Raw genomic sequence first — 23,492 nt, 5'->3', positions numbered from 1 at the left:
GGCGGCGGCGACCGGACGCGAGCCGGTCCGACGGCCGATCAGGAAACGCGGAGCACGATCTTGCCGATATGGGCCGAGCTTTCCATGCGCGCATGGGCGGCGGCGGCCTCGGAGAGCGGGAAGGTCCGGTCCATCACCGGCGCGATCCGCCCGGCGGCGAGCAGCGGCCAGACCTCGCGGGCGAGATCGGCGGCGATCGCGGCCTTGGCCTCGACGGATCGCGGCCGCAGGGTGGAGCCGGTGATCGTCAGGCGCTTGGTCATCACCTGGGCGAAATTGAGCTCGGCCGTGGCGCCGCCGAGAAAGGCGATCATCACCAGCCGCCCGTCCGGTGCCAGCGCCCGGACATCGCGCGCGAGATAGTCGCCGCCGACCATGTCGAGGATGAGATCGACACCCGCGCCGCCGGTCGCCGCGCGCGCCAGTTTCACGAAATCCTCCGACCGGTAGTTGATCGCGAGTTCGGCGCCGAGGTCGCGGCAGGCCTGGCACTTCTCCTCGGAGCCGGCGGTGGCGAAGACCCGCGCGCCGCGCGCCGCGGCCAGCTGGATCGCGGTGGTCCCGATGCCGGAGGAGCCGCCATGCACCAGAAAGCTCTCACCCGCGCGCAGGGCGCCGCGCATGAAGACATTGCTCCAGACCGTGAAGAAGGTCTCGCACAGCGCCGCCGCCTCGATCATGCCGAGGCCCTTCGGGATCGGCAGCGCATGGTCCTGATGCGTCACGGCGTATTCGGCATAGCCCCCGCCGGGCAGCAGCGCGCAGACCTCGTCGCCGATCGCCCATTTCGAGCCGCCGGGGCCGACCTCGACCACCACGCCCGCGCATTCGAGGCCGGGCAGGTCGGACGCGCCGGGCGGCGGCGCGTAGGCGCCGGCACGTTGCAGCGCGTCGGGGCGGTTCACCCCGGCGACGCGAACCTCGATCAGGATTTCCCCCGCCAGCGGCCGCGGCGTCTTGCGCCGCGTCGGGCGCAGCACCTCCGGACCGCCGGGCTCGGCGATCTCGATCGCGGTCATCTCGGCCGGCAAGCTCACGCGGCCTTACCCCTTTTCATTGCGTCTTTGGCGATGAGACGCCGCCGGGGCGCGGGTGACGCCGGAATGGCTGTCCTGCCGGCCGCCGTGGCCGGCGGCGCCGAGGATCGGCCGGTTGTCCTTGTGCCAGGCGCGCCTGAACCAGGTCGAGATCGTCTTGTCGAGCGCCATGCCGCCCCTCCCAAGGCCCGTCGCGTCAGGTCTTGCGCCGCCACGAGCCGGGCAGATCCGGGGGCGGAGTATCCCCGGGCGCCTTGACATGGTCAAGCAGACGCTGGGGGCCCTTCATCATCGCGGCTGCGATCGGATTGCGGGCGACCCGCGCCTTCACTTCCTCGAACCGCATCACATTGTCGATGCGACGTTGGACGAAGTCGCGCGTCGCCTGGAAGTCGGGCGTGGTGTCGCCGAGCCAATAGAGCAGCGCCGAGGAATAGACCGCCGAGAGGGTGGTGCGCTTGGTGTACCAGTTGAAATCCCGGCTGGTATCGCCGAGCGCGGACCAGATCGTGTCCGCGGTGTGCCAGATCGCGTGCGCGCCATCGGCCGCGTGGACCGGCAGGGCGAAGAACGCGACGCCCCGGCGCACCGCCTCGCGCTCATCGGCGACGAGCTCCAGCCTCGTCACGATGGCAAGGGCGACGCGGTCGCGGAACCGCAGGTCGAGGAGGTTCGCCTCGGCGAGACGCGCGGCCAGCGCGGCGTCGCGGTCGTGGTGATAGGCCAGTGCCAGATCGACGCCGCCGCGCGGAAAGGCGAGGCGCGAGACGCCGGGATCGACGCCCGCGTCCTCGACCGCGTAGGCGAGGGTCTTGTCGCTCCAGCCGTCGAAGGCGACATGCGGCAGCGCCGCGGCGATGACCGCCTTGGCCGTCGCGGCGAGGTCGGTGCTGTCCTCGGGGCCGTCGGTCGCGTCGGTCATCACATTTCGCTCCGCTGTTCGGCCTTGTCTCGGCCCGCTGCTGGCTGTCAGTTTTTTTGGCTCCGCCGGTGGACAGGCTGGCGGTCTTTGCGTATATAGCGCCCTCCTGCCGAATTTCGAAACTCTTGACTGGAAGGTGGTGACTACCCGTGCAGGTGATGGTTCGTGACAACAATGTCGATCAGGCATTGCGAGCGCTCAAGAAAAAGCTGCAGCGCGAAGGCGTGTTTCGCGAGATGAAGCTGAAGCAGCATTTCGAGAAGCCGTCCGTCAAGAAGGCCCGTGAAAAGGCCGAGGCCGTGCGCCGCGCGCGCAAGCTGGCGCGCAAGAAATTGCAGCGCGAAGGCGGTCTCTGAGCTTTCGACCGTTGTCGACCAAGTCCCGCGTGGGTTCCGCGCAACGAAAATCCCGGAGCCCGGCTTCGGGATTTTTTGTTGGGCGTTCTCGCGTCCGGCCGCCGCCATTCCGACCGCCGTCATTCCGACCGCCACCATCTCGCCTCGTGACCCGATTTCGTCCAGCCTGAAAGGTGAGCCAAGGATCGATGCGCAGCTATTCCTTCATCTGCGGTTGCGGTCACAGCGGCACGTCCCTGCTTGCAAACATGTTCGCAAGCCACCCGGCGCTCTACATCCCGCTGATCGAAACGAATTGTTTCCTCGTCCGCGCCGAGGCGCGATCGAGGTGGAAGGCGCTCCGCGCCGAGGCGCGCGCCAGCAAGCTCAAGCATTTCGCCGAGAAGACCCCGCGCCACGTCAGGCGGATTTCCCTCATCCGGCGGCTGGTGCCCGATGCGCGATTCATCCTGATGGTCCGCGATGGCCGAGACGTGGCCGCTTCCTTCATTCGCCGCAAGGGATCGGCTGAGATCGGAGCGAGACGGTGGCTGGCCGACAATCGCCTGGTGCGGGCCGAGGAGGGGGCGCCGGACGTGTTCGTCTTGCGCTACGAGGATCTGATCGCCGATCCGGAAGGCGCGCTTCGCGGGATCTGCGAATTCACCGGGTTCGATTTCGCGTCCGAGATGCTGCGTTTCCATGAGACCGAGCGGCTTTGGTTCGGCGTGCCGGAACTGCGGCGCGGCACCGGCGAGGACGGTGTCCAGCACGCGCTGCTGCGCAACTGGCAGATCAATCAGCCGATCTTCGATGGTCGAGGCTCATGGCGCGATCTGCTCGGCCCTGAGGACCTCGCGCTCTTCGATGAGGACGAGGCCCGACAAATGCTGGCATACTTCGGGTACGTATGAGCCCGCCGCGAAGGGCGGTGGAGATCAGGCGCCGCCGCCCTCCTCCCAGACCTTGTTCTGGCCGACGTCTGAATCATAGACGTGGCTGGTGACGACGCCGGGCATGGCGGCGAAGTCCTGACGCAGCGATTCCGGAAAGACCGTGGTGCCAACCTGCGCGAAGGGCGCGACCGGTTGCAGGACGCTGGCCGTGGTCAGGGCGCATTCCATCTTGAAGCTCTGGCCGCGGGCGACGGCGTTGGCATAGACCTGATCGGCCTGCTCGCGCGTCACCGGCACCCGCTGGATCTCGACGAAATAGTCGAAGCGGGCATGGTAGCGCTCGTAATAGTCCACGAAACGCGGCGTCATGCCGTAGTGGATATCCCCCGCGCGAGGCAGGTCGGGATGGGTGAAGGTGCCGGCCGGATCATAGAGCACCTGTTGCGAGCCGTTGATCAGCAGCCCCGAATGCGCCGAGCGACCACTCGCGGCATTCACCATCGAGATCAGCGTGATCGATGGCGGCTCGTCGCTGACATAGCGCGCCCGCGCGATCTCCTCGGGCGCGGCGGGCGTATACATCTCGCAGCCCGCCAGCATCACGAGTGCGAGAACGGCCAGCAGCGACCGCGGAATCCTGCGCATGGGACGGTTTGTCGCGCGCGGATCAGGAATTGAACAAGGCGAGGAAGATCAGGATGCAGATGGCGCCCCCGAACACGAAGATCCAGAAGCGGATGAAGCCGGCGAAGGTCTTCTGATGCGCCGCGATATCCATTTCGCCGTGCTTGTAGTCCCCCGCGCCGGTATGTTCGGCCATGCTCGCGTCTCCTCGTTTCCCGATCCGCGCCGTCCGGGCGCCTTGGCTCGGCAGACTACCCAAGCCCGCGGGCGGTGTCAGCGGCAAATCGCGTCCCGCTCTGGCGGCCGCGGCGGAATGGAAACAGTTTAGAAACGTTCCAGTTATCTTGACTTATTCGCTCAACAGGCGCATCTAGCGGACAGCGAACGGAGGCTCTCCATGTTCATCCAGACCGAATCCACGCCCAATCCGGCGACCCTGAAGTTCCTGCCCGGGCTCGCGGTGCTCGCGGCCGGCACCGCCGACTTCCCGTCCGAGGAGGCGGCGGTGACCTCGCCGCTCGCCCGCCGCATCTTTGGCGCGGGTGGGGTCTCCGGCGTGTTCTTCGGGCCGGATTTCGTGACCGTCACCAAATCCGACGACGCCGACTGGGCGCATATCAAGCCGGGTATCCTCGGTGCGATCATGGAGCATTTCCAGTCCGACCAGCCGGTGATGAGCGGCGCCGACGGCGCGGTCGATCACGCGACCCATTCCGGCCCGGACGAGGAGATCGTCATCCAGATCAAGGAGTTGCTCGACACCCGCGTCCGCCCGGCCGTGGCGCAGGACGGCGGCGACATCACGTTTCACGGCTTCGATCGCGGCGTCGTCTATCTGCACATGCAGGGCGCCTGCGCCGGCTGCCCGTCCTCGACCATGACGCTGAAGATGGGGATCGAGAACCTGCTGCGCCACTATATCCCCGAGGTGACCGAGGTACGGCCGGTTGCGATCTGACCCGCTACTGCTTCTCGCCTTCGATACATCGGCCGCGCATTGCGCGGCCGCTTTGGTTCAGGGCGACCGGATCCGCGCGACGCGCCGCGAGGCGATGGCCCGCGGCCAGGCCGAACGCCTGCTGACCATGCTGGAGGAAGTGCTCGCCGAAGGCGGCGCGTCCTGGGCGGACCTCGACGCGCTCGCGGTCGGGGTCGGCCCCGGCAACTTCACCGGACTGCGCATCGCGGTCGCGGCGGCGCGCGGCCTCGCCCTCGCCCTCGGGGTGCCGGCCATCGGCGTGAACCGGTTCGAGGCGCTGGCCTTCGGCCATCCCGGCGCCGTGCTGGTGACGCTGGAGGATCCGCGCGGCGGTCTCTTTACCCAGGGCTTTGAGGATGGCGCGGCGCGTGAGCTGACCCCCGGCCCGGGCGTCCTTTGTCTCGGGTTTCAGGCCGGCGAGCTTGCCCGGGCGGCCGGGGCGATCGCCGGCCCGGAGGATACCGGCGTCGATCCGATCCCGATCGCCCGGGTAGCCGCGACGCGGATCGGCGACGACACCCGGCCGGCGCCGCTTTATCTGCGGCGGGCCGACGCCGCGCCGGCGAGCGAGCCGGAGACGATGATTCTCGATGACGCCTGAGGCGCTGGCCGATCTCCACGCCCGCGTGTTCATCGATACGCCGCGGCCCTGGACGGCGGGGGAATTCGCCGACCTCCTCGCCCTGCCCTCGACCCAGCTCGTCGCCGCGGCCCCAGCCGGATTCGCGCTCGGCCAGTTCGCCGGACCGGAGGCGACGCTTCTGACGCTCGCCGTGCATCCGGAGCGGCGGCGTCGGGGACTGGGGCGGGCGCTGCTGCGCGAACTTGAGGACCGGGCGCGGGACAAGGGCGCCGAGGAGATGTTCCTCGAAGTCGCGGCGAACAACGCGGCCGCGCTGGCGCTCTATGCCGGGCTCGACTATCGGCGGGCGGGCGTGCGTCCGCGCTACTATTTCCGCGCGCCCCTCCCCCCCATCGACGCGCTGGTGCTGCGCAAGAATCTCGGCCCGGCGCGGTCGGCCCTGATCGGGAAAAGCCGATTGACCAGCCTCGCCCCATGAGACTTACTGCCTGATATCACTGGTTTCGCTGGCGGGTGCCGGCCGGGGCGGCTCGGCACCACGACGGCTGTCAAAGTATATCCTGCGGGAGATCACGATGTATCTGGCTAGACCCTTCGCGGCGGCGGCCGCCCTCCTGATGTCGACGTCCGGCCTGCTGGCCCAGACCGCGGACCCGGCGGTGATCTTCGATCTCGGTGGCAAGTTCGACCGGTCCTTCAACCAGGCCGCCTTCGAGGGCGCAGAGCGGTTCAAGGCCGAGACCGGCATCGCCTATCATGAGTTCGAATTGCAGTCGGACGCCCAGCGCGAACAGGCGATCCGGCGCTTCGCCGAGCAAGGCTACAATCCGGTGATCTCCGTCGGCTTCGCCAGCGCCTCGGCGCTGGAGGCGGTGGCGCCGGACTTCCCCGACACGGACTTCGCCATCATCGACATGGTGGTCGAACAGCCGAACGTCCGCTCGATCGTCTTCAACGAGCACGAGGGCAGCTATCTCGTCGGCATGCTGGCGGCGATGGCCTCGAAAACCGGCAAGGTCGGCTTCGTCGGCGGCATGGATATCCCGCTGATCCAGAAATTCGCCTGCGGCTACGTGCAGGGCGTGAAGGCGGCCAATCCGAACGCCGAGGTGTTCCAGAACATGACCGGCACCACCGGCGCCGCCTGGAACGACCCGGTACGCGGCGGCGAGTTGGCCAAGAGCCAGATCGACCGCGGCGCCGACGTCATCTACCACGCCGCCGGCGGCACCGGCATCGGCGTGCTGCAGGCGACGGTGGACGCGGGCGCGCTGGGCATCGGCGTCGATTCGAACCAGAACTACCTGCATCCCGGCCAGATACTCACCTCGATGCTGAAGCGGGTCGATCTCGCGACCTACGCGACGATGATGGATGTCAACAAGGGCGCCTTCACCCCGGGCATCCAGGTGATGGGCCTCGCGGAGGACGGCGTTGGCTTCGCGGTCGATGACAACAACAAGGCGTTGATCACCCCGGAGATGACGGCGGCCACGGACGTGGCCAAGGCCAAGATCATGTCGGGCGAGATCGTCGTCCACGACTATACCTCCGACGGCGCCTGCCCGGTCAAATAGGCGTGGCAAGCGCCGCGAGCCTTGCCGCGGAGGAACGGACGGACGCCGCCCCCGCGATCGAACTGATCGGCATTTCCAAGAGCTTCGGCCCCGTTCAGGCCAACAGGGACATTCACCTCACCGTCCAGCGGGGCACGATCCACGGCATCGTCGGCGAGAACGGCGCCGGCAAATCGACACTGATGTCGATCCTCTACGGCTTCTACACGGCCGACGCCGGCGAGATCCGCGTGAATGGCGCGCCGGCGTCGATCACCGACAGCCAGGCGGCGATCCGCGCCGGTATCGGCATGGTCCACCAGCATTTCATGCTGGTCGAACCCTTCACCGTGCTCGAGAACATCATCCTCGGCACCGAGGACGGACCGCTGCTCGGCCCTTCGATCAGCAAGGCGCGGGCCGAACTGACGCGGCTCGAAACCGAATACGAGCTCGAGGTCGATCCCGACGCGGTGGTCGGCGATCTGTCGGTCGGATTGCAGCAGCGGGTGGAGATCCTGAAGGCGCTCTATCGCCAGGCCGATATCCTGATCCTCGACGAGCCGACCGGCGTGCTGACCCCGGCCGAGGCGGATCATCTGTTCCGGATCCTCGGCTTCCTGCGCGAGCAGGGCAAGACGATCATCCTCATCACCCACAAGCTCCGCGAGATCATGGCGATCACCGACGCGGTCAGCGTCATGCGCCGGGGCGAGATGGTCCGCACGCTGACCACCGCCGAGACCAGCCCGGCCGAGCTCGCCGAACTCATGGTCGGCCGGCGCGTTCTGCTGCGCGTGGAAAAGGCGGCGGCGACTCCCGGGCCGGTGACGCTCGACGTGCGGAACCTGCGCCTCGTCGACGCGCAGGGCGTGGAGCGGCTGCGCTCGGTCAGCTTCTCGGTGCGCGAGGGCGAGATCCTCGGCATCGCCGGCGTGGCCGGCAACGGCCAGTCCGAGCTGCTGGAAATTCTGGCCGGCATGCGCGCCGCGACAAGCGGCGAAGTGCTGTTCAAGGGCAGGCCGCTCGACCTCCGCCACACGACCAATGCCGACGACCGCCGCGTGCTGGGCATCGCCCATGTGCCGGAGGACCGCCATCGCCGCGGCCTCGTCATGCCGTTCGCGCAATGGGAAAATTCCTTCTTCGGCTATCAGTACGAGGCGCGGTTCGGCGGGCCGTTGACCACGCTCAACCGCGCCGCGATCCGCGACCTCGCCCGCGAAGGGATCGAGCGGTTCGACATCCGTCCGCCGAGCTGCGATCTGAAGACCGCGAATTTCTCCGGCGGCAACCAGCAGAAGATCGTGCTGGCACGCGAGATCGAGCGTGACCCGCATGTGCTGCTCGTCGGCCAGCCGACCCGGGGCGTCGATATCGGTGCGATCGAGTTCATCCACCAGCAGCTCGTCGCGCTGCGCGACCGGCGCAAGGCGCTGATCCTCGTTTCGGTGGAACTCGACGAGATTCAGGCGCTCAGCGACCGGATCCTCGTCATGTTCGACGGCCGCATCTCGGGCGAGCGCGCGGCCGGCACCACGGACGAACGGGAGCTTGGACTGCTGATGGCCGGCATCGACCCGACGGCGCGGGGCGCGGCGTGAAGGCGACGCTGCCCCGCTGGGCCGACCTCGCGCTGATCCCGGCGATCAACCTGCTGCTCGCCTTCTTCTTCGCCGGGCTGGTCGTGCTGTTCATCGGCGAGGATCCGATCCGGGCGGTGCGAATCCTGATCACCGGTTCGCTCGGCTCATCCTACGGCATCGGCTTCACGCTCTATTACGCGACCACCTTCGTCTTCACCGGACTGGCGGTCGCCATCGCCTTTCACGCGAGCCTGTTCAATATCGGCGGCGAGGGGCAGGCCGCGCTCGGCGGCATCGGCGTGACGCTGGTCTGCCTGACGCTCGACCACACGCACTGGCTGCTGACGCTGCCGCTGGCGATCCTCGGCGCCGGCCTGTTCGGCGCCGCCTGGGCCTTCGTTCCCGGCTATCTGCAGGCGAAACGCGGCAGCCACGTGGTCATCACCACGATCATGTTCAATTTCATCGCCTCGGCGCTGGTCGTCTATCTGCTGGTCAATGTGCTGAAGGTGCCGGGGTCGATGGCGCCCGAATCCCGCAACTTCGCGGCGGGCGCGCATCTGCCCTTCGTGCATGAAATGCTGGCGGCGGTCGGGATCAAGGTATCGCGCACGCCAATGAACCTGACCTCGCTGCTCGCTCTGCTGGCGGCGTTCCTGACCTGGGCGCTGATCTGGCGGACCCGGCTCGGCTACGAGTTGCGCGCCTTCGGCTTTTCCGAGCCGGCGGCGGTCTATGCCGGCATCGACCCGGTGCGGATCACCATCGTCGTCATGCTGATCTCCGGCGCCATGTCGGGGATGATGGCCCTGAACGTGGTGATGGGCTACCAGCACCGGCTGGTGCTCGACTATGTGGGCGGCGCCGGTTTCGTCGGCATCGCCGTCGCGCTGATGGGACGGTCGCATCCGGTGGGGGTCGTGCTCGCCGCGATCCTGTTCGGCATCCTCTACCAGGGCGGCGCCGAGCTAGCCTTCGAGATGCCGAGCATCAGCCGCGAGATGATCGTGGTGATCCAGGCACTGGTCATCCTGTTCACCGGCGCGCTGGAAAACCTGACGCGGGTGCCGGTGGAGCGGATGTTCGCGCGGCTGGGCGGAGGCGGCTGATGGATTTCGCCACAATCCTTCAGATCGCGGGATCGAGCCTGCGCCTGGCGACGCCGCTACTGCTCGCCTGCCTCGCCGGGCTCTATTCCGAGCGGGCGGGCGTATTCGACATCGGGCTCGAGGGCAAGATGCTGGCCGCGGCCTTCCTCGCCGGGGCGGTATCGGCGGTCAGCGGCTCGGCCTGGATCGGGCTCGTCGCCGGGATCGGCGCCTCACTGGCGCTGGCGGCGATCCATGGCCTCGCCTCGATCACGCTGAAGGGCAACCAGCTCATCTCGGGCGTCGCGATCAATTTCCTCGCCTCCGGCCTCACCGCGCTCGTCGGCCAGAACTGGTTCAAGATGGGCGGCCAGACCCCGCAGCTCTCCGGAGCGCAGCGGTTCAATCCAGTCACCCTGCCCTTCGCCGAAAGCATCGGCCGCGTGCCGGTGATCGGCCCGATCTATCAGCACCTGATTTCCGGCAACAATATCCTCGTCTATGTCGCGCTCCTCACGGTGCCGCTGACCTGGTGGGTGCTGTTCCGCACCCGCTTCGGCCTGCGCCTGCGCGCGGTGGGCGAAAATCCGGGCGCGGTCGATACCGCCGGCGTCTCGGTGACGCGCCAGCGCTACGCCGCCGTGATCATCTGCGGCGTGCTCTGCGGCATCGCCGGCGCCTATCTCTCGACCGGCATGTCGGCCGGCTTTGTCCGCGACATGACGGCCGGCAAGGGCTTCATCGCGCTGGCCGCGCTCATCTTCGCCAAATGGCGCCCCTGGCCGGCGCTCGGCGCCTGCCTGCTGTTCGGCCTGCTCGAGGCCGTGGGCATCCGCTACCAGGGCATATCCATCGGCGACTTTACCGTCCCGGTGCAGTTCATGCAGGCCCTGCCCTATATCCTGACCGTGGTCATCCTCGCCGGCTTTGTCGGCAAGGCGATCCCGCCGAAGGCCGGAGGCCGACCCTATGTCAAGGAACGCTGAAATGGGATTGGCCGAGAGCATCCGCGCCCGGGTGGGCGACGCGCCGGTCAGGATCGGCCTGATCCTCGGCTCCGGCCTCGGCCATCTCGCCGAGGCGGTGGACGGCGTCGCCATCGACTATGCCGACCTGCCCGGCTTTCCGCACGCGGGCGTCTCGGGCCACAATCCGAAGCTCGTGGTCGGCGATCTCGAAGGCGTGCGCGTCGCCGTGCTCGGCGGCCGCGCGCACTACTACGAGAAGGGCGACGCCGGGGTGATGCGCGCGCCATTGGAGGCGCTGCGCGATCTCGGGGCGAAAGAGCTGATCCTGACCAACGCGGCGGGATCCTTCCGGCCCGACATCCCGCCGGGCGAGCTGATGCTGATCCGCGACCATATCAATTTCTCGGGGCGCAATCCGCTGATCGGCGAGCCGACGGACGCGCGATTCGTGAATATGGTCGATGCCTACGATCCCGCGATGCGCGTCGCGCTGGGCGCGGCGGCGGCGGCGGCGGGTGTTCCGCTCCTCGACGGGGTCTATGCCTGGTACTCGGGGCCCAGCTTCGAGACGCCGGCCGAGATCCGGGCGCTCCATCTGCTCGGCTCCGACGCGGTCGGCATGTCGACGGTACCGGAGGTGATCCTCGCCCGCTTCCTCGGGATGCGCTGCGCCGCGATCTCGACGATCACCAACATGGCCGCCGGCATGAGCGCCGAGGTGCTGAGCCACGAACATACCAAGGCCATGGCCCCGCTCGGCGCGGCCAAGCTCGAGCGGGTGCTGCGCGGCTATCTGCGCGCGCTCGGGTCGGCCGCGACCTGATCCGCCGCGGGAACGCGCCGCGAACCGGGCGGTTGACCGACTTTGCAGGTGAAACCCGCGGCGGGAACCGCTAAGCCTGACCCTGAGGCCGGCTCAGGTTCATCATGCAGATCTATCTTCCCATCGCCGAGGTGTCCGTGGACGCGTTCCTGCTCCTCGGCATCGGAGCGATGGTGGGGGTGTTGTCCGGCATGTTCGGCGTGGGCGGCGGCTTCATCCTGACGCCGCTCCTCTTCTTCATCGGCATCCCGCCCGCGGTGGCGGTGGCTTCGGCGGCGAACCAGATCGCCGGATCTTCCTTCTCCGCCCTGCTCGCGCATGTGAAACGCAAGACCGTCGATTTCAAGATGGGCTTCGTGCTGCTGGTCGGCGGCGTCATCGGCTCCTGGATCGGGGTCGCCGTCTTCACCGCCCTGCGCAAGGCCGGGCAGTTCGAACTGGTGATCAGCCTGCTCTATGTGCTGATGCTCGGGGTGATCGGCAGCCTGATGTTCAACGAGAGCCTGCGCGCCCTGCGCCGGGCCAAGGATCCGAACGCCGCGCTGGCACCCCGGCGTCGCCATACCTGGGCGCACGGATTGCCGCTCAAGATGCGGTTCCGCACCTCGAACCTCTATGTCAGCGCCATCCCGCCCTTCGCCATCGGCGCGATCGTCGGCGTCCTCGCCGCCGTGATGGGGGTCGGCGGCGGCTTCGTCATGGTGCCGGCGATGATCTATATCATCGGCATGCCGACCAAGGTCGTCGTCGGAACCTCGGTCTTCCAGTTCCTGTTCGTCACCAGCTTCACCACCATCCTGCAGGCGGTCGAGAACAAGTCCGTCGATATCGTGCTGGCGCTCATCCTGCTGATCGGCGGCGTGATCGGCGCGCAGATCGGTGTCGCCTTCGCGGCGCGGCTGCGGGCGGAGCAATTGCGGATCCTGCTCGCAAGCGTCGTGCTGCTCGTCTGCCTGCGGCTGTTCCTCGATCTCGTGATCGAGCCGTCCGAGCTCTATTCCATCGCGGCGGGCTGAGGTGCGGCCGGTCCTCATCCTGCTTCTCGCGCTGTTTCTCGCGTCCCTCGCGCGGGCGCAGGAAAGCGTCGTCACCGGCATCAGCACCGAGAGCATCGCGCTGACCGCGAACTACGACGGGTCGGAGATCTTCGTCTTCGGCGCCGTGCGCCGCGACGCGCCAATCCCCGAAGACATGCCGCCGCTCGGCATCGTCATCACGCTGAAAGGGCCGGAGCGGCTGGTGACCGTACGGCGCAAGGACCGCCGCCTCGGAATCTGGCTCAATACCGAAACCGTGCGCATCCGCGACGCGCCGAGCTTCTACGCCATCGCCAGCACCGGCCCGATCGACGAACTGCTGACCGAGACCGAGCAACTGCGCCACGGGATCGGCATGGACCAGGCTGTCCGGCGGGTCGAGGGCAATCTGCTGATCCCGGATACGGACAGCTTTACCCAGGCGGTGGTGCGCTTGCGCAAGGAACGCGGCCTCTATTCCGAGGATGACGAGGGCGTCGATCTCGCCGAGGAGACGCTGTTCCAGGCCCGGTTCAACATGCCGTCGAATCTTGTCGAGGGCGACTACGCCGCCGAGTTCTTCCTGGTGCGCGACCGGACGGTGATCAGCACCGGCGGAACGACCGTGCGGGTCTACAAGGCCGGGATCGAGCGCTGGCTGTTCAACCTCTCGCGGCATGAGCCGTTTCTCTATGGTCTGCTCGCCGTCGCCCTCGCCCTCTTCGCCGGCTGGACCGCCAATACCGCCTTCCGCCTCGCCAAGCGGTAGGGCGTCATTCGGCGACCTCGGCCTCCAGCCGCAGCGTCGGCGCGGGGCGCTCCAGATCGGCGGTGCCGAGCGGGGCGATGGGTCGGGAGATCGCGTAGCGCGTCACCCAGATCAGCCGTTCCTCGGCGCGGGTGATCGCGACGTAGGCGAGCCGCTTCCAGAGCGGTACGCCCGACTCTACCCGGCCCGAATGCGCCGCCGCGTAGAGATCGGGCGCGAAGACCTGCGTCTCCGGCCATTGCGAGCCTTGGGCCTTGTGGATCGTCACCGCCGCGCCATGCAGGAACACCACGCCCATGCTGGCCGCCGTCGGGATGAAGGGCTCCTCGCGCCCCGGCGCCTCGATCTGGATGATGCTGGCGACGCTCAGATCGGGATCCTCCGCGCCCGGCAGATGCAGGCGACTGAAGCCGGGACGCCGCCCCGGGCCGAGATAGATCGCTTGCGTGCCCTTGATGAGCCCGCGCGCCTCCAGATCCATCCGCTTCTTGCGATGCTTCAGCGGCAGCTCGATCCCGTCGCAGACCAGCGGCTCTCCCGGCAGCAGCGCGTCCTCCGGCGCGCCATGCACCGAGCGGAACCCCTGGATCAACCGCACCCGCGTCGCGTTGCGCCAGACCAGCGCCGGAGCGCGCGCCATCGCATCCGCGTCCGCCCGCTGCGCGACCACCACCCGATCGTCGCGCGCCGCCGCCTCGCGCAGCAGGCGCTCGAAGCCGGGAAAGTCGAGGTCGGGGTCGCCGAGCGCGTGGGCGAGATCGAGGATCGGATTGTCCGCCGCCTGCCGATGCACCCGCGCGAGATGAAGCTTCGCCTCCTCGGGCATGGCGTCGAACACCATGCCGTCCGAGCCGCCTACCGGTGCGAGCTGCGCCGGATCGCCAAAGATGACCAGCGTGCCGAACAGCTCGCGAAGATCGGCGAACTGCTTGGCATCAAGCATCGAGGCTTCATCGACGAGGCCGATGTCGAGCGGCTCGTCGCGGCGCTTCCAGCCCTTGATGAAGTCCGAGCCCCGCAGGCCCGCGCTCGCCAGCGCGCCCGGAATCGAGGCGTGGGTGGCATAGAAGGCGAGCGCCCGGTCGAGCGCGGCCTCGGTCAGGCCCTCGACCGCCGGCCGCTCGGCCTTGCCGGTCAGCCATTCGGCGATCGCCTCGTAGTCGGGATGGTAGAGCGGGGTATAGAGGATGCGGTGGATCGTGGTCGCCGGAACACCGCGCTGGCGCAGCACGCTCGCCGCCTTGTTGGTCGGGGCCAGCACCGCGAGCGTCCGCCGCGACCGGTTCCGCCGGCTTTCGTAGTCGGCCGAGATCGGCTCGACCCCGGCGGCGATCAGGCCGCGCACCAAGGCGGCCAGCAGCATGGTCTTGCCCGATCCGGCCTTGCCGAGCACCGCGAGCGTCGCCCGTGGCTCCGTGCCCTCGGGCAGCAGCGTGCCCTCGTCGAGATCGACGCCCGCCGCCCGCAGAAGGGCGGCGATCCTGTCCCGCGCCCGCGCCTGATCCGCCGAAAACTCCATCTGGCCCCTTCGTCGCCCGCGCTCGCCGCCCTTTGGTAGCGGCTGCGCGCGACGGAGACCAGCGTGGCGGAGGGGTCAGGCGACCTGCTGCTCGGGCAGCCGCGAGTTGAAGGAGGCGTCGAACCAGCCGGCGACGACATCGAGCGGGATGCCGCTGCGTTCCGAGATCTCGGCGCGGGCTTCCTCGGTGATGTGCCAGATACCGACGCTGATCGCGTCGCGGCCCTCGCCGGCCGTGCCGATCACATCGGGCATCCAGCCGATCCGGCCATAGATCCGCGGCATGCGCGCATCGAACACGCCGATCGACTGTTCGAGGCCGAACCGCAGGCCCATTTCGCAGCCGGCGAGCAGCAGGCCGGCGGCCACGCCAGGCTTGGCATTCGGCGACAGGCAGAAGCGGGTGCATTCCCAGATGAAGGGGCTGGCAATGGTCACGCCGTCGGTAAGATCCAGGAAATGTTCTGCGACCATGTTGCGGCCGAGGGTGGGCAGCGTGCGCATCGAACCCATGTGGCGCCCGTCCGGACCTTCCCAAATGACGTAGAGCGGGTTCAGCGCATCGTATTCGTCGCGTTCCCAACCGTATTCATTTACAGTAACGTCCCAACCAAGCCGATGCTTGAATTGCTCAGCCCGATCACGAAACATGCTTTCTGCAAGGACGGGGAAGCTCCGAAGGTTGTCAGCGTAAATAAAACGGATCATTCAGTGCTCCTGTCTCTATGTCAGGAGTACTTTATTAGGGAATCGCAGTTAACGATGTCCGACCGTGCGCTCGATTAATATTTAGGCAACGCCTCGGAAGGGCCGATCACCCCGCGGGCAAGCGCCACGGCGACCGCGTGGGTGATGTTCATCGCCCCGAGCTTGTGCCGCGCGGAGTCGACATAGGCCCGCAGCGTGTTCTCGGAAATCTTCAGCGAATCCGCGACTTCGGCCCGACTGAGCCCGATACTGAGCAGCGTCAGCGCCTCGCGTTCCCGAGGCGAGAGTTCGGCCGTCGGTTCGGCCACCTCGCGCTGGATGATCCGCTTCGCCTGCTGATGAACGAGATGCGAGATCAGCAGGAAGTCCTTCGCCCGCTCCGCCGTGATCCGCGCCCATTCCGTATCGTCGCACCTGTGGTTCACCGTGAACATCGCGAATTCGCCGTTCGGCCCCCAGAGCGGGATCGACCAGCCTTGATTTCCGACCCCGGCGGCGATCGCCTCGCGCAGGAAGGCGCGTGCATGCTGGCTCGACCAATCCAGCGTCTTCCAGTCGATCGGGTGGAAGCGCCGCACCGCGCCGAGCACGACCGGGTCGATGGCCTTGTAGTTCTTCTCGATGTACCGCCGGACCCAGTCGATGTCGTAGGTGAAGGCGCCAACGTTTTCGCCGTTCTGCTTCACCGTGTGGTAGACGATATGGGAAACCTTCAGGTGGTCGCGCAGCTCGTGCGCCCAGACCTGAAGCGCGTCAATAGACGTCGCTGTCTGCAATCGCTCGAGTACGAGTTCCAGATTGTCCCGCGACACCTTCCGTCAATCCCGCAACCCTGAGGTGCGTGCCGATCTCACTCGCCGCGATGAAGATCGCGTCGTCAAGCTGCTCAGCAAGCTCCAACATTCCGTTCTTCTCGGAAAACTGCCTGATATCTTTCAGAATATCAATCACCCAGTAGGCCTTCATTTCAATAACCCTCTGCACGAATGAATTCCGTACAGGGTTAATAGCATGCAAGGCTATCTCGGTGAATTCGCTAATATTGATACCCCAGAAATGGTGAGGGTCGTCATCCTCAAAGTATTGAAAATGCTGGACTTGATGCAACCTAGGCGGGAATCCTCCTATGGTTGAGAAGGATTCCCGCCAGAATCGCCAAGGGAGATCGGACCTCAGGAGAGGCTCGCCTCGATCGTGTCGGCGAAAGTGCGGAGCCCGGTGCGCGGCGCGCTGACCAGCACCGCCATGTTGCCGGGCTTGTGCTCGTTCTTCCGCATCTTCACATGGGCTCCGGGAATCTCGGCCCAGGGGAATACCTCGGACATGCAGGGATCGAGCCGGCGCTCCAGCATCAGCTGGTTCGCGGCGCTGGCCTGCCGCAGGTTGGCGAAATGGCTGCCCTGCACGCGCTTCTGGTTCATCCAGAGATAGCGCGCGTCCATGGTCAGATTATAGCCCGTGGTGCCGGCGCAGATCACCACCATGCCGCCCTTCTTCACGACGAGGACCGAGACCGGGAAGGTGGATTCCCCCGGATGCTCGAACACCATGTCGACGCTGACGCCCTTGCCGGTGATGTCCCAGATCGCCTTGCCGAACTTGCGCGCCTCGTTCAGCCAGTCCTTGTACTCCGCGCTGTTGACCGTGGGCATCTGGCCCCAGCATTTGAAGTCCTTGCGGTTTATGACCCCCTTGGCACCGAGGCTGAGGACAAAGTCCCGCTTGTTCTCCTCCGAGATGACGCCGATCGCATTGGCGCCCGCGGTATTGATCAGCTGGATCGCAAACGACCCGAGCCCGCCCGACGCACCCCAGACCAGCACGTTCTGCCCCGGCCGCAGCTCGTGTGGCGCATGGCCGAACAGCATCCGGTACGCGGTCGCCAGCGTCAGCGTGTAGCAGGCGGCCTCTTCCCAGGTCAGATGGCGCGGTCGCGCCATGACCTGCTGGCTCTGAACATTGGTGAACTGCGCGAAGCTGCCGTTCGGCGTCTCGTAGCCCCAGATGCGCTGGCTCGGCGAATACATCGGATCGCCGCCGTTGCAATGCTCGTCGTCGCCATCGTCCTGGTTGCAATGGATCACGACTTCGTCGCCGACCTTCCACCGCTTCACCTTGTCGCCGACCGCCCAGACGATGCCCGCGGCGTCGGAGCCGGCGATGTGATAGGGTTGCTTGTGGACGTCGAAGGGCGAGATCGGAATGCCGAGACCGGCCCAGACGCCGTTGTAGTTGACGCCCGCGGCCATGACGAAGACCAGGACCTCGTGGCTGTCGATCTTCGGCGTGTCCACCACCTCGATCTTGAACGACTGGTCCGGCTCACCGTGGCGTTCGCGGCGGATCGCCCAAGCGTACATCTTGGGTGGCACGAAGCCGAGGGGCGGGATCTCCCCGACCTCGTAGAGGTCCTTTTGCGGCGCGTCATAGGTCGGTGCCGTGGCGGGGGCGTCCAGAGGGGCCATGGAGGCATTCCTTTCGTTTGGACCGCGTCCATCGAAATGGCCGCGCAACAATATTACGATTTTCGCCGCGGATGATCCTTTACATTATCCACAGGCCCGTGCAACCGGTTTCCCAATCCTCGGAAGGTCCGGTCTTGGCGCAAGTTTATAGGCTCGCGGCCAAAGGAACGCGCAACAATGTTTCGGGCGTTTGCGCCGCGGCGCAAAAGCTCCTACCCTCATCCCCGATTTTGGATGATTCGAACAGGCGACAAACGATGAGCGAGACGAAACGCGACAAGCCATGGCTGTTCAGGACCTATGCCGGGCATTCCACCGCCGAGAAGTCGAACGCGCTCTATCGCCAGAATCTCGCCCGCGGCCAGACCGGCCTCTCCGTCGCCTTCGACCTGCCCACCCAGACCGGCTATGACAGCGACCATGTGCTCGCCCGCGGCGAGGTCGGCAAGGTCGGCGTCCCGGTCAGCCATATCGGCGACATGCGCGCCCTGTTCGCCGACATCCCGCTCGAGGCGATGAACACCTCCATGACGATCAATGCCACCGCCGCCTGGCTGCTGGCGCTCTATGTCGCCGTCGCCGAGGAACAGGGCGCCGATGTCGCGAAACTGCAGGGCACCGTGCAGAACGACATCATCAAGGAATATCTCAGCCGCGGCACCTATGTCTTCCCGCCGGCCCCCAGCCTGAAGCTGATCGCCGACGTCGCGGAATATTGCTTCGCGTCGGTTCCGAAATGGAACCCGATGAACGTCTGTTCCTATCACCTGCAGGAAGCGGGCGCGACGCCGGAGCAGGAACTGGCCTTCGCCCTCGCCACCGCCTGCGCCGTCCTCGATCAGGTGCGGGCGCAGGTTCCGGCCGAGGATTTCCCCGAAGTCGTCAGCCGGATCTCGTTCTTCGTCAACGCCGGCATCCGCTTCGTCACCGAGATGTGCAAGATGCGCGCCTTCGTCGATCTCTGGGACGAGATCGCCCGCGACCGCTACGGCGTCGCCGACCCGACACTCCGCCGCTTCCGGTATGGCGTTCAGGTAAACAGCCTCGGCCTGACCGAGCAGCAGCCGGAGAACAATGTCTATCGCATCCTGATCGAGATGCTGGCGGTGACGCTCTCGAAGAAGGCCCGTGCCCGCGCGGTGCAGCTTCCCGCCTGGAACGAGGCGCTGGGTCTGCCCCGGCCCTGGGACCAGCAATGGTCGCTCAGGATGCAGCAGATCATGGCCTACGAGACGGACCTGCTGGAGTTCGACGATCTCTTCGACGGCAACCCGGCGGTCGATGCCAAGGTCGAGGCGCTGAAGGACGGCGCCCGGGCCGAGCTCGCGCGCATCGACGAGATGGGCGGCGCCGTCGCCGCCATCGACTACATGAAGTCACAGCTCGTCACCGCGAACTCCGCCCGGCTGCGGCGCATCGAGGCGGGCGAGATGGTCGTCGTCGGCGTGAATCGCTATGTCGAGGCCGAAGCGAGCCCGCTGACCGCTGGCGACGGCGGCATCATGGTGGTCGATCCGGCGGTCGAGGCCGAGCAGATCGGCCGCCTCCGCGCCTGGCGGGACAGCCGCGGCGCGGCCGAGGTCACCGCCGCGCTCGACGCATTGCGGGCCAGCGCGCGGGCGGGCGAGAACATCATGCCGGCCTCCATCGCCGCGGCCAAGGCCGGCGCCACTACCGGCGAATGGTGCGGAGTGATGCGCGAGGTCTTCGGCGAATATCGCGCACCCACCGGAGTCGGCAAGGCCGCCTCCGCCGCCACCGGCAATCTCGCCGAGATCCGCGCGGCGGTCGAAGCCGCGAGCGGCGGCCTCGGGCGGCGCATCAAGTTCCTGGTCGGCAAGCCCGGCCTCGACGGCCATTCCAACGGCGCCGAGCAGATCGCCGTCCGTGCCCGCGACTGCGGCATGGAGGTGGTCTACGAGGGCATCCGCCTCACCCCGGCCCAGATCGTCAACGCCGCGCTTGAGGAATCGGCGCATGTGATCGGTCTGTCGATCCTGTCGGGCAGCCACCTGCCGCTGGTCGAGGAGGTACTGGAGCGGATGCGCGCCGCCGGCCTGGACGACGTGCCGGTGGTGGTGGGCGGCATCATTCCCGACGCCGACGCCGAGCAGTTGAAGGGCTTCGGCGTGGCACGGATCTATACGCCGAAGGACTTCGACCTGAACCGGATCATGCTCGACATCGTCGCACTGGTCGGCGGCGCCGGCCGGGCCGCCGCGTGAGCGTGTCGGTTCGCGCGGCGGCCCTCGTCGCGGCCTTGGGTCTCGCGCCGCTCGCCGGGCTCGCGGAAGGATTGCCGCCGGAAACCGAGGCGCGCATCGCGGAGGAATTGGGCGCCACCGACTATTTCGACTTCGTCTGGCTGCCGAGCCCGAAGGGTGACGAGGCGCTGGCGGTCGTGTTCTTCCCGATCCCCGGCGCGGCCGGCAATTTCGACAGCGCGAGCGGGCTTTTCGCCGTCTCGGGCGGAAAGACGACGCTGGAGGGTCAGCCCATCCTCTTCGGAACCGAGCCGCGCGAGGCGCGCTTCCTCGCCGATCGGATCGAGCTCGTCACCACCATGCCGCGTCCCGACGATCCGCGCTGCTGTCCGACCGGCAGCGCGCATTGGGTCATCGACCGCCAGACGATGGACGTCACCAAGAAATAGGACCGGCCCGGAACGCCCGGACCGGCCGTTGTCGGTCAGATTTCGCCGCGCACCAGTTGACCGACGAAATCGCGGGGCTTGGCTGCGACCGCCTCCGCCGCGACGGTGGCCGCCGCGGCGCCGGTCGTAACCGCGTTGGTCGTGGCGTGAAACACGCGCGCCGCGGCGGCCGTCGCCTGAGTCTGGGCGCTCTGCACGGCGCGGGCGGTCGCCTGCTGGTTCGTCCGGCCGATGGCGAGGATGTCGTCGGTCTTGTCCTTGGAGCCACGTGAGCTGCCGAACTCGTAGGAGAAAGCGTCGCTCAACATCTTGAGCAGCGCGCCGGCGACGGTGGTGATGAGGGCGAGGACGCCCGCATCGAGCGTCTGCTGACCCTGCGGGCCTGGGGTCATGCCCCGGATCGCCGCGTAGATGCAGAAGGCGAGGCCGATCGCCACGGCGGCGATCATCCAGTCGCCGCGTCGGCGGCCGTCCTCGCCGCGGGCGATCTCGTTGGCGCGCGCATGGTCGCGGTCGCCGATCTCGGCGAGATAGATCTCCTTGTCGGTGTTGATCTGCTCCAGCTCCAGCCGCAGATCGTCGGCGGCCTTCGGGTTCTCCTTGACCCGGGCGATGATCTGCCCGGGGTCGCTGGACGGCGAGACGCCGGCCGCCGTGGCGGCCGCCTCGACCACCGTCGCGGCGAGCGCCCGGCCGCCGGGACGGCGCAGCGCGCCGACGAGGTCAGGAAAGAACTCGCCGGCGATGGCGAGGGCGGCGGACATCAAGAGGGGCACGGGCATGTCAGGCTGCATCCTTCCTGTCGGCGTTCTGTATGTCCGGAACCTCGAGACCGAGACCGAGGGCGGCACGGGTGAGGGGATCCGCCTCGCCGGTCTCGTTGAGGCCATTCGTCCGCTGGAACAGGCGGGTCGCGAAGGCGGTCTTCTCGCCGATCCAGCCATCCGTGGTGAGCTTCTCGGGCAGGGCGTCGCCCAGCGCCGCGTTGAGCGCGACCTGAAGCGCCACGGCCTCGCCGCGTTCGGTGTCGGGCGCGAGGCCGGCCATGTCATCCTGACGCCGGGACCGCTCGCGGGCGAAGGCGGCGGCGAGCTTGGTGTCGTACTTGTTGGCGCGGTAGCCAGCGCCATTGTAGGCGTGGGCGAAGGCCGCCCAGTCCTGCTTGCGCAACTCGTCGGCGAGGCCAATGGCGCGGATGAAGGCGACGAAGGCCCGCAGCTGGGCGCGCTCGCTGTCGGCCATGGCATTGACGAAATCGACGACCGAACCGTAGCCGACCTTGGCATGGTTGAAGCCCATGATCTGGAACAGGCCCCATGACGTCGACATCAGCGCCGGCTCGGGTTTCGAGTCATGGATCTTGATCGCCTGGCACAGGCGATCGTATTCGCCGCGCCCGCCCTTGTACTTGCTCCGGTCCCAGCGGGGATAGGAGATGCTCGGAAAATCCTTGTCATAGCGCCCGCCGGTCAGCCGGTGGAAATGGTGGCCTTCGAACAGGATGATCGGCAGGTCGCCGCCCTCGATGAAGCCGCGGCCGCGCGCCTCGACCGAGGTCACAGCGCGCAGGACAGCGACCTCGACCCCGAGATCACGCGCGGCCTCCTGGTAGTCGGTCTCCGTAAGGGCTCTGCTAACAGGCATATGTAACCTCCCTCGGCCCGCGGCGAAGAGGGAGTCGCGCGGGCATGACAATGGGTTTGCCGAAAATGGCACACACCGTGATCAATGAATGCGATGCGGCCAAACGGACGCGGAACGTGAACAATGAAACGTCGAGAATATTACTTGAGAGGCCCGATTCGCGCCACGGTCTTGTCGTGCAACGTCTAGGACCGCATAGGCGGCATCCGCGTTGCGAGCATCAATTGCTTGGCGACCCTACGCGGGAGCGACTTCATCCGTCCAGACCTTGAAGCCGGTGAGGGTGCCGGGGCCGAAGGTGTGGGTCAGGGGAACATCCGCCGCGTCGCGGCCCTGCGCGATCAGCACCCGCCCCCAACGCGGCGCGTTGTTGCGCGGATCGAAGGTCCACCAGCGCCCGCCGAGATAGACCTCCATCCAGGCGGCGAAATCCATCTCGGCATGGGGCGGCGGCAGATTGATGTCGCTGATGTAGCCGGTGCAGTAGCGCGTCGGGATATTCATGCAGCGGCAGAACGTCACCGCCAGATGCGCGAAATCGCGGCATACCCCGACCCGCTCGTTGTAGGCCTCGAAGGCGGTGCGCGTCGGCCGGGAATTTTCGTAGCCGAAAGTGATGTGGCCATTGACGAAATCGCAGATCGCCTGCACCCGTGCCCAGCCCGGCGGGGTATGCTCGAACAGCCGCCAGGCTTCGGCCGACAGCCGGTCGGTCTCGCAATAGCGGGAGCCGAGCAGGAACTGCAACGCATCGGACGGCAGATCCTCGACCGCGTGCTGTTCGGCGTCGAGGCCGACCGGATCGGGCTGTCCATTGTCGCGCAGGGTCGCATCCGTGCCGAGCCTGAAAGACCCTCGCGGCGCCACCAGACGGCAGCACCAGTTGCCAAAGGAGTCGCGATAGCTCTGGATCGGCACCGCCGGATCGGTCCGCAGGTGATCGGGACTGCGAAGATCCGCGAACCGCGTGTAATGGACGTTGAGCAGAACGATCATCGGTGTCGGCTTCGGGAAATCGAAGTCCAGCTCGCAACCCAGTCTGATCTGCATCTGCGTACCTTCTGACAACGGGAGAAAAGGCGGGCTCCTGACTCGCCGCGACGCGCCAGACTAAGGCTCCCGGCCTCCGACCGCCACCGCATAACGGCCGGACGGGTCGCGCAAGGGCCCGTTGCGGCGCGGAGGTGAAGCCCTATATTGGCTTCGGGCGGTGTGACGCCCCCGCCCGGGCGCCGCGACCGATGGCACCCGCGCGCGTTGAAGCAACGACAGCAGATCGGAAGAGCACACGTCTGAACTCCAGTCACGCCAATGTATCTCG

The 23,492-nt window shown here is 67.1% G+C and carries 27 protein-coding genes; 14 read left to right on the top strand and 13 right to left on the bottom strand.

The window, feature by feature from the left end; all coding sequences use genetic code 11:
- Positions 1-38 precede the first annotated feature (38 nt).
- The 3 genes from Q0480_RS01065 to Q0480_RS01055 are packed head-to-tail and all read right to left on the bottom strand — an operon-like array spanning position 39 to position 1,959.
- The gene (locus Q0480_RS01065) at positions 39-1,037 is read right to left on the bottom strand and encodes an NAD(P)H-quinone oxidoreductase (protein WP_299129808.1); all 999 of its coding nucleotides are present in this window, start codon (positions 1,035-1,037) and stop codon (positions 39-41) included.
- A 6-nt stretch (positions 1,038-1,043) separates the two neighbouring features.
- Entirely contained in the window at positions 1,044-1,208 is a 165-nt protein-coding gene (locus tag Q0480_RS01060) for a hypothetical protein (protein ID WP_299129807.1), read from the bottom strand.
- 25 nt (positions 1,209-1,233) lie between these two features.
- Entirely contained in the window at positions 1,234-1,959 is a 726-nt protein-coding gene (locus tag Q0480_RS01055) for a COQ9 family protein (protein WP_299129805.1), read from the bottom strand.
- Positions 1,960-2,108: 149 nt separating this feature from the next.
- On the opposite strand from Q0480_RS01055, the gene rpsU reads away from it, so the two are divergent.
- Together rpsU and Q0480_RS01045 are read left to right on the top strand one after the other, a co-directional pair.
- Positions 2,109-2,315, top strand: coding sequence for a 30S ribosomal protein S21 (gene rpsU / locus Q0480_RS01050; RefSeq protein ID WP_299129804.1), 207 nt, complete (start codon positions 2,109-2,111; stop codon positions 2,313-2,315).
- Between the two features lie 188 nt (positions 2,316-2,503).
- Positions 2,504-3,208, top strand: coding sequence for a sulfotransferase (locus Q0480_RS01045; RefSeq protein ID WP_299129802.1), 705 nt, complete (start codon positions 2,504-2,506; stop codon positions 3,206-3,208).
- Positions 3,209-3,232: 24 nt separating this feature from the next.
- Here Q0480_RS01045 and Q0480_RS01040 read toward each other — a convergent pair whose 3' ends face one another.
- Together Q0480_RS01040 and Q0480_RS01035 are read right to left on the bottom strand one after the other, a co-directional pair.
- The gene (locus Q0480_RS01040) at positions 3,233-3,835 is read right to left on the bottom strand and encodes a hypothetical protein (protein ID WP_299129801.1); all 603 of its coding nucleotides are present in this window, start codon (positions 3,833-3,835) and stop codon (positions 3,233-3,235) included.
- A gap of 22 nt (positions 3,836-3,857) precedes the next feature.
- The gene (locus Q0480_RS01035; RefSeq protein ID WP_299129799.1) at positions 3,858-4,010 is read right to left on the bottom strand and encodes an aa3-type cytochrome c oxidase subunit IV; all 153 of its coding nucleotides are present in this window, start codon (positions 4,008-4,010) and stop codon (positions 3,858-3,860) included.
- A 201-nt stretch (positions 4,011-4,211) separates the two neighbouring features.
- On the opposite strand from Q0480_RS01035, the gene Q0480_RS01030 reads away from it, so the two are divergent.
- From Q0480_RS01030 to Q0480_RS00985, 10 genes are all read left to right on the top strand, one after another.
- Positions 4,212-4,772 carry a NifU family protein gene (locus Q0480_RS01030; protein ID WP_299129797.1) on the top strand — a complete coding sequence of 187 codons (561 nt, stop codon included), beginning with the start codon at positions 4,212-4,214 and terminating at the stop codon, positions 4,770-4,772.
- Complete coding sequence (tsaB, locus tag Q0480_RS01025) at positions 4,762-5,394, top strand: tRNA (adenosine(37)-N6)-threonylcarbamoyltransferase complex dimerization subunit type 1 TsaB (protein WP_299129796.1); 633 nt, start codon at positions 4,762-4,764, stop codon at positions 5,392-5,394. Before Q0480_RS01030 ends, tsaB begins: the two co-directional genes overlap by 11 nt.
- Positions 5,384-5,854 carry a GNAT family N-acetyltransferase gene (locus tag Q0480_RS01020; RefSeq protein ID WP_299129794.1) on the top strand — a complete coding sequence of 157 codons (471 nt, stop codon included), beginning with the start codon at positions 5,384-5,386 and terminating at the stop codon, positions 5,852-5,854. Before tsaB ends, Q0480_RS01020 begins: the two co-directional genes overlap by 11 nt.
- Before the next feature lie 97 nt (positions 5,855-5,951).
- Positions 5,952-6,953, top strand: coding sequence for a BMP family ABC transporter substrate-binding protein (locus tag Q0480_RS01015; RefSeq protein WP_299129792.1), 1,002 nt, complete (start codon positions 5,952-5,954; stop codon positions 6,951-6,953).
- A 2-nt stretch (positions 6,954-6,955) separates the two neighbouring features.
- Positions 6,956-8,536 (top strand): ABC transporter ATP-binding protein, encoded by a 1,581-nt coding sequence (locus tag Q0480_RS01010; protein ID WP_299129790.1) that lies wholly within the window; start codon positions 6,956-6,958, stop codon positions 8,534-8,536.
- Positions 8,533-9,627 (top strand): ABC transporter permease, encoded by a 1,095-nt coding sequence (locus Q0480_RS01005; RefSeq protein ID WP_299129788.1) that lies wholly within the window; start codon positions 8,533-8,535, stop codon positions 9,625-9,627. The genes Q0480_RS01010 and Q0480_RS01005 overlap by 4 nt, the downstream gene beginning before the upstream one ends.
- Positions 9,627-10,592 (top strand): ABC transporter permease, encoded by a 966-nt coding sequence (locus tag Q0480_RS01000; RefSeq protein WP_299129785.1) that lies wholly within the window; start codon positions 9,627-9,629, stop codon positions 10,590-10,592. The genes Q0480_RS01005 and Q0480_RS01000 overlap by 1 nt, the downstream gene beginning before the upstream one ends.
- Positions 10,576-11,397, top strand: coding sequence for a purine-nucleoside phosphorylase (locus tag Q0480_RS00995; RefSeq protein WP_299129782.1), 822 nt, complete (start codon positions 10,576-10,578; stop codon positions 11,395-11,397). The genes Q0480_RS01000 and Q0480_RS00995 overlap by 17 nt, the downstream gene beginning before the upstream one ends.
- A 104-nt stretch (positions 11,398-11,501) precedes the next feature.
- A complete protein-coding gene (locus Q0480_RS00990; protein ID WP_299129780.1) occupies positions 11,502-12,413 on the top strand; it encodes a sulfite exporter TauE/SafE family protein in 912 nt (303 codons plus the stop codon).
- A 1-nt stretch (position 12,414) separates the two neighbouring features.
- The gene (locus Q0480_RS00985) at positions 12,415-13,182 is read left to right on the top strand and encodes a TIGR02186 family protein (RefSeq protein WP_299129778.1); all 768 of its coding nucleotides are present in this window, start codon (positions 12,415-12,417) and stop codon (positions 13,180-13,182) included.
- A 4-nt stretch (positions 13,183-13,186) separates the two neighbouring features.
- Here Q0480_RS00985 and Q0480_RS00980 read toward each other — a convergent pair whose 3' ends face one another.
- From Q0480_RS00980 to ccrA, 5 genes are all read right to left on the bottom strand, one after another.
- Entirely contained in the window at positions 13,187-14,701 is a 1,515-nt protein-coding gene (locus tag Q0480_RS00980) for an AAA family ATPase (protein WP_299129776.1), read from the bottom strand.
- A gap of 75 nt (positions 14,702-14,776) precedes the next feature.
- The gene (locus Q0480_RS00975; protein ID WP_299129775.1) at positions 14,777-15,409 is read right to left on the bottom strand and encodes an acyl-homoserine-lactone synthase; all 633 of its coding nucleotides are present in this window, start codon (positions 15,407-15,409) and stop codon (positions 14,777-14,779) included.
- Between the two features lie 74 nt (positions 15,410-15,483).
- Entirely contained in the window at positions 15,484-16,221 is a 738-nt protein-coding gene (locus Q0480_RS00970) for a LuxR family transcriptional regulator (protein WP_299129773.1), read from the bottom strand.
- Positions 16,163-16,375 (bottom strand): hypothetical protein, encoded by a 213-nt coding sequence (locus Q0480_RS00965; protein WP_299129771.1) that lies wholly within the window; start codon positions 16,373-16,375, stop codon positions 16,163-16,165. The genes Q0480_RS00970 and Q0480_RS00965 overlap by 59 nt, the downstream gene beginning before the upstream one ends.
- Before the next feature lie 206 nt (positions 16,376-16,581).
- Positions 16,582-17,874 (bottom strand): crotonyl-CoA carboxylase/reductase, encoded by a 1,293-nt coding sequence (gene ccrA / locus Q0480_RS00960; protein WP_299129770.1) that lies wholly within the window; start codon positions 17,872-17,874, stop codon positions 16,582-16,584.
- A gap of 257 nt (positions 17,875-18,131) precedes the next feature.
- On the opposite strand from ccrA, the gene Q0480_RS00955 reads away from it, so the two are divergent.
- Positions 18,132-20,099 (top strand): protein meaA, encoded by a 1,968-nt coding sequence (locus Q0480_RS00955; RefSeq protein WP_299129768.1) that lies wholly within the window; start codon positions 18,132-18,134, stop codon positions 20,097-20,099.
- The gene (locus Q0480_RS00950; RefSeq protein ID WP_299129767.1) at positions 20,096-20,527 is read left to right on the top strand and encodes a hypothetical protein; all 432 of its coding nucleotides are present in this window, start codon (positions 20,096-20,098) and stop codon (positions 20,525-20,527) included. Before Q0480_RS00955 ends, Q0480_RS00950 begins: the two co-directional genes overlap by 4 nt.
- A gap of 35 nt (positions 20,528-20,562) precedes the next feature.
- Here the strand turns inward: Q0480_RS00950 and Q0480_RS00945 are convergent, their stop codons facing one another.
- The 3 genes from Q0480_RS00945 to Q0480_RS00935 form a co-directional block, all read right to left on the bottom strand.
- Complete coding sequence (locus Q0480_RS00945; RefSeq protein WP_299129765.1) at positions 20,563-21,309, bottom strand: hypothetical protein; 747 nt, start codon at positions 21,307-21,309, stop codon at positions 20,563-20,565.
- A gap of 1 nt (position 21,310) precedes the next feature.
- Positions 21,311-22,171 carry an N-acetylmuramidase domain-containing protein gene (locus Q0480_RS00940; protein ID WP_299129764.1) on the bottom strand — a complete coding sequence of 287 codons (861 nt, stop codon included), beginning with the start codon at positions 22,169-22,171 and terminating at the stop codon, positions 21,311-21,313.
- Positions 22,172-22,408: 237 nt separating this feature from the next.
- The gene (locus tag Q0480_RS00935) at positions 22,409-23,221 is read right to left on the bottom strand and encodes a transglutaminase family protein (protein WP_299129762.1); all 813 of its coding nucleotides are present in this window, start codon (positions 23,219-23,221) and stop codon (positions 22,409-22,411) included.
- Between the last annotated feature and the right edge of the window lie 271 nt (positions 23,222-23,492).

It is taken from the genome of uncultured Amaricoccus sp., from assembly GCF_937891315.1.
Taxonomy (GTDB): domain Bacteria; phylum Pseudomonadota; class Alphaproteobacteria; order Rhodobacterales; family Rhodobacteraceae; genus Amaricoccus.
This window is presented reverse-complemented; position numbering and strand designations above follow the sequence as displayed.